Origin of the sequence: Paenibacillus xylaniclasticus (assembly GCF_004001065.1) — a bacterium.
GTDB classification, from domain to species: domain Bacteria; phylum Bacillota; class Bacilli; order Paenibacillales; family Paenibacillaceae; genus Paenibacillus_T; species Paenibacillus_T xylaniclasticus.
Map to the genome: position 1 here is coordinate 1 of NZ_BIML01000072.1, position 3226 is coordinate 3226.

Annotated in this window: 9 protein-coding genes; all 9 read right to left on the bottom strand. The window is 39.7% G+C overall.

Annotated features, from left to right (window positions below):
* Window positions 1–301: 301 nt before the first annotated feature.
* Window positions 302–625 carry a hypothetical protein gene (locus PXY01_RS21935; protein ID WP_246028067.1) on the bottom strand — a complete coding sequence of 108 codons (324 nt, stop codon included), beginning with the start codon at window positions 623–625 and terminating at the stop codon, window positions 302–304.
* A gap of 72 nt (window positions 626–697) precedes the next feature.
* A complete protein-coding gene (locus PXY01_RS22990) occupies window positions 698–856 on the bottom strand; it encodes a DNA/RNA non-specific endonuclease (protein WP_246028068.1) in 159 nt (52 codons plus the stop codon).
* 20 nt (window positions 857–876) lie between these two features.
* Window positions 877–1134, bottom strand: a complete 258-nt coding sequence (locus PXY01_RS21945) for a hypothetical protein (RefSeq protein ID WP_127573263.1) — start codon at window positions 1132–1134, stop codon at window positions 877–879.
* A gap of 121 nt (window positions 1135–1255) precedes the next feature.
* Window positions 1256–1417 carry a hypothetical protein gene (locus PXY01_RS22500; protein ID WP_164744550.1) on the bottom strand — a complete coding sequence of 54 codons (162 nt, stop codon included), beginning with the start codon at window positions 1415–1417 and terminating at the stop codon, window positions 1256–1258.
* A 46-nt stretch (window positions 1418–1463) separates the two neighbouring features.
* A complete protein-coding gene (locus PXY01_RS21950; protein WP_127573265.1) occupies window positions 1464–1709 on the bottom strand; it encodes a hypothetical protein in 246 nt (81 codons plus the stop codon).
* A 4-nt stretch (window positions 1710–1713) separates the two neighbouring features.
* Window positions 1714–1989: a hypothetical protein gene (locus tag PXY01_RS22995; RefSeq protein WP_246028069.1), complete on the bottom strand. Its 276-nt coding sequence runs from the start codon at window positions 1987–1989 to the stop codon at window positions 1714–1716.
* A 22-nt stretch (window positions 1990–2011) separates the two neighbouring features.
* Window positions 2012–2215, bottom strand: coding sequence for a hypothetical protein (locus tag PXY01_RS23000; protein ID WP_246028070.1), 204 nt, complete (start codon window positions 2213–2215; stop codon window positions 2012–2014).
* A 196-nt stretch (window positions 2216–2411) separates the two neighbouring features.
* Window positions 2412–2777, bottom strand: coding sequence for a ribonuclease toxin immunity protein CdiI (cdiI, locus tag PXY01_RS21960; protein ID WP_246028071.1), 366 nt, complete (start codon window positions 2775–2777; stop codon window positions 2412–2414).
* Window positions 2778–2797: 20 nt separating this feature from the next.
* Window positions 2798–3226, bottom strand: a 429-nt coding sequence (locus PXY01_RS21965; RefSeq protein WP_164744551.1) for a CdiA family toxin C-terminal domain-containing protein, incomplete at its 5' end; no start/stop codon positions are given.

The following is a 3226-nucleotide window of genomic DNA, read 5'->3' on the forward strand; positions in this document are numbered from 1 at the left end:
TGGCCTCCTCTACAACCTGATGAAATCTATATACAAGTATTACAAGGGTTATTCATGTTATTGGTTGATTGGTAGTGGGATCATTGAGCACTAGGCTGACCGATAATAGCTTGGCTTCGTAATCTTTTGCCAATCAATTCTCGTGGTGCGCTTGTAAGGTAGTAAACTAAATTACAGACATACGCTTCGCTCTAGCAAATTAATTAACTGGCAAAGTCTATAATTCCCCTCCCATTTCTTCAAACCACTCGTCAAAAATATGTCCGGCTGTTTTCGCTGGATCATTTGTATATTTTATATCTTAACTGTAATTATATCCCAATTTATTTCGAGACACATCATATATCAATTTCATCTCTGTTGGCATTTCTTTGTTGTATTTTTGGAATAATTCCTTTATTTTACTTAGATTATCATTACAAATCTTAAGTAGTGTAATTTGCCTTTCATCTGAAACATCATAAGTACCCTTTAATTGACTATCCCCACTGTTACCAGCATTATTTAACTCGTGCTTTTTCACAATAGTATTGTTTATCTGATAAAATACATCTGTGGTATATTGTCTACATTCATTTGAAGCATAGATAAAAATTGTGTCTGCTTTGTTATTCACATATTCCAAAGCAATTGAGACCCTATCTGCCTGTAGCTCAGAAAATGATCCTCAAAAATTTTTGTCACTGCTTATTCCCCATTAATTCAATAGTTCAACAATTTTTATTTCACCATCTATTTTATATTTAACTATAAAACTTGACGGACGAAGTGAATCTCCTTCATAGTTTACTTTGACATCGACAGATACATGTTTTGGCGGATCAGCATTTAATGCATTTGCCCATTCATTTTCCAATTTCTTGTTCTCACTTAGATTTACTGTACTCGATTGAGATACAAGGTTATTTCTTCCTTCTTCATTAACATACGCGCCTGTTCCGCCAGATTGCTTGGAAGGCTGTCCCAGTCCGTAATCACCGCTGCAAAGTATTGGTTGTTCTGTGCGGGTGGATGGTGCAGCATTTCTGCTAACGATATTCTATATTCTGACTTGTAAACGATTTCGATTCGAGTCAATTCGTGATCAATCATTTTACCCTGATTCTCCCATAAAAATTCTTCATGTTTCGTCATTTTGCTATTTCCTCCGACAGTCATATTTGGTTGCTCTCGTGTTTCGCACCTGCTGTGGTAAAATTGTCCTTGGTCGTACATTTGAATGGGTGCGTCACCTAAGAGCGCCTGGCCGCATGTGTTATTCCTTAGACTGCTTCGCTTTACGTTCCCAGTATCTGCGCTCGTATTCTTTTTCCTTTAATCGGTTCTCCGGCTTCTGCCGCCATTTGCGCCGATATTCTCGTTCATACTGTCTTCTGCATTCCCGACGTGCTTCTAATGCTTCTGGACTTAGATTCAACGTCTCTCTACTCCTCCCTCTGGTTAGGTTCTGCCTGTAACGCTATTCATCGTTTTTCACGTACTGCGTCCTGAACTGTCACTCTCAATTCAACTGTTGAGGCATTATCATCAACTTCAATGACTTCATTATCGTCTACGGTCTCTATTACAAAGCTATCGCTGCTCTTGGTGGCCTGCATCGTATAGGCTCCCTTCTCCGTAATCAGTTCAATTCGTTTACCTGTGCCTTTAAGTTTCTGCAACAGATCGCGCACCACACCTTGATATTTTTGAGGTATCCCGTTATTCATTCACCTAGCCCTCCAGTTCGGCAAGCTGAGCTACTTTTTCAGCTAGGATCTGCCTTGTTTGTTCCAGACGCTCTTCTGCATCCTGAATCATTTTCGCCGCTGCCTTTGCACTTTCAAGTTCTTGCTGCTGTCGTGCTTGAACTGCCTCGTTATACCGTATTAGCTGCTTGCAATCTGATGCTTCTTGCTCTAGTCTGTCTAAGAGTTCTAGCGCTTGCTGGCGTGGCAGTCCATCCCTCTGATCTGCTACCGCATCCAAATGCTCCGCTCTGTTCAACAACTGCTGAATCTCTTCTCTAAATCTAAAAATCTGTACGTCCTGATTGCTGTAACACTGCCGCCTGTTCTCGTAATTCCTTTGCTTGCTGACAGTAACCACGAACTTCTTCCATAAGTTGTTCGTATGCTGCGCGAGCCCGGGCAATAGACCTCACTTCTTTTTCTTCTTCCTGGGCTGGCTGCTGTTCCTTCAATCCTTCTGCCCCCAGCTGTTCACGTTTTGCCATTCGTTTCATCCTCCTTTGATTTTGTGCATGCAAAAAAAGCTCATTCCTACTCATATAACAAGTTGGAAAGAGCTTTTGAAGTTTATCAAGTGTTTGGATTGTTTAGTGTTTGGTTTGTTGTATTGTACGATCTTGCTGTCACGATGTAAACCCTGATACTGATTTTGCTAAATTATTTTGGACGGGTGTCTCTTACTCAATGGTTTCTTTCCAAACTGTATTTTTCAACAATTCTTTTTAAAATGTTACTGATGGTTTCCTCATCTTGAGGAAATTCCTTTAGGTACACATTGCATGCTTGCTCAAGATAGTAATAGAATGTCTGATAATCTACAATAATCTCCTCATCATGCAGAGCAAACATTACTCCCTCAAAAGGTTCGTCATCAGGTTCAAGATCACTTGGAAATGTACAATCAACCGCATTAATACCATAACCTACGCCAGTGGATAAGTGCTCAATCATTTTCACAAAGTTATCGTCAGTGATTGCGTTGAAAAATGCCACAACAGGGAAATGCTCATCTTTCAACATTTGAGATTCTGCTAATTTTCTGCTCATATCTGTTTGCATCCTTTCAATTATAATTCGGGATAAAATGATGTTACTTCTCCATTTTCATCAGTATACCCTCTCCATTTTATGCCCTGACTGTCATAGCCTTCCCATTCCCTACCTAAGGTACCTTCTGAAGCGGCATTGTTTGCAGCTTCTTTTCCTCGTTTAATAAACTCTTCATCAGAAATTACCTTGGGGTCATACACAGTTTTATCAAATGGCTTTGCTCTCCACCCTGTTTTTTGACCAGTCTTTGCATCAAGTGAAGGGACCTGATATGTTATCTTTTCCACCCCTGGCATACCATCGTGTTTCTTCACATTTAAAATATTTACATCATTTTTCATAAACTCATCTTTGTTATGTGCTCCACCTATACCTCTTTTCCGCGGAACATTAGGATCAACTTTTTTAATATGATCTTCTAAATTAGATGAGAACTTAGCTAGTGA

Bases quoted from the DNA above. Each gene is read 5' to 3' on its own strand.
- PXY01_RS21945 (WP_127573263.1), bottom strand. From the start codon at position 1,134: ATGACGAAACATGAAGAATTTTTATGGGAGAATCAGGGTAAAATGATT.
- PXY01_RS21950 (WP_127573265.1), bottom strand. From the start codon at position 1,709: ATGAATAACGGGATACCTCAAAAATATCAAGGTGTGGTGCGCGATCTG.
- PXY01_RS23000 (WP_246028070.1), bottom strand. From the start codon at position 2,215: ATGGCAAAACGTGAACAGCTGGGGGCAGAAGGATTGAAGGAACAGCAG.
- cdiI (WP_246028071.1), bottom strand. From the start codon at position 2,777: ATGAGCAGAAAATTAGCAGAATCTCAAATGTTGAAAGATGAGCATTTC.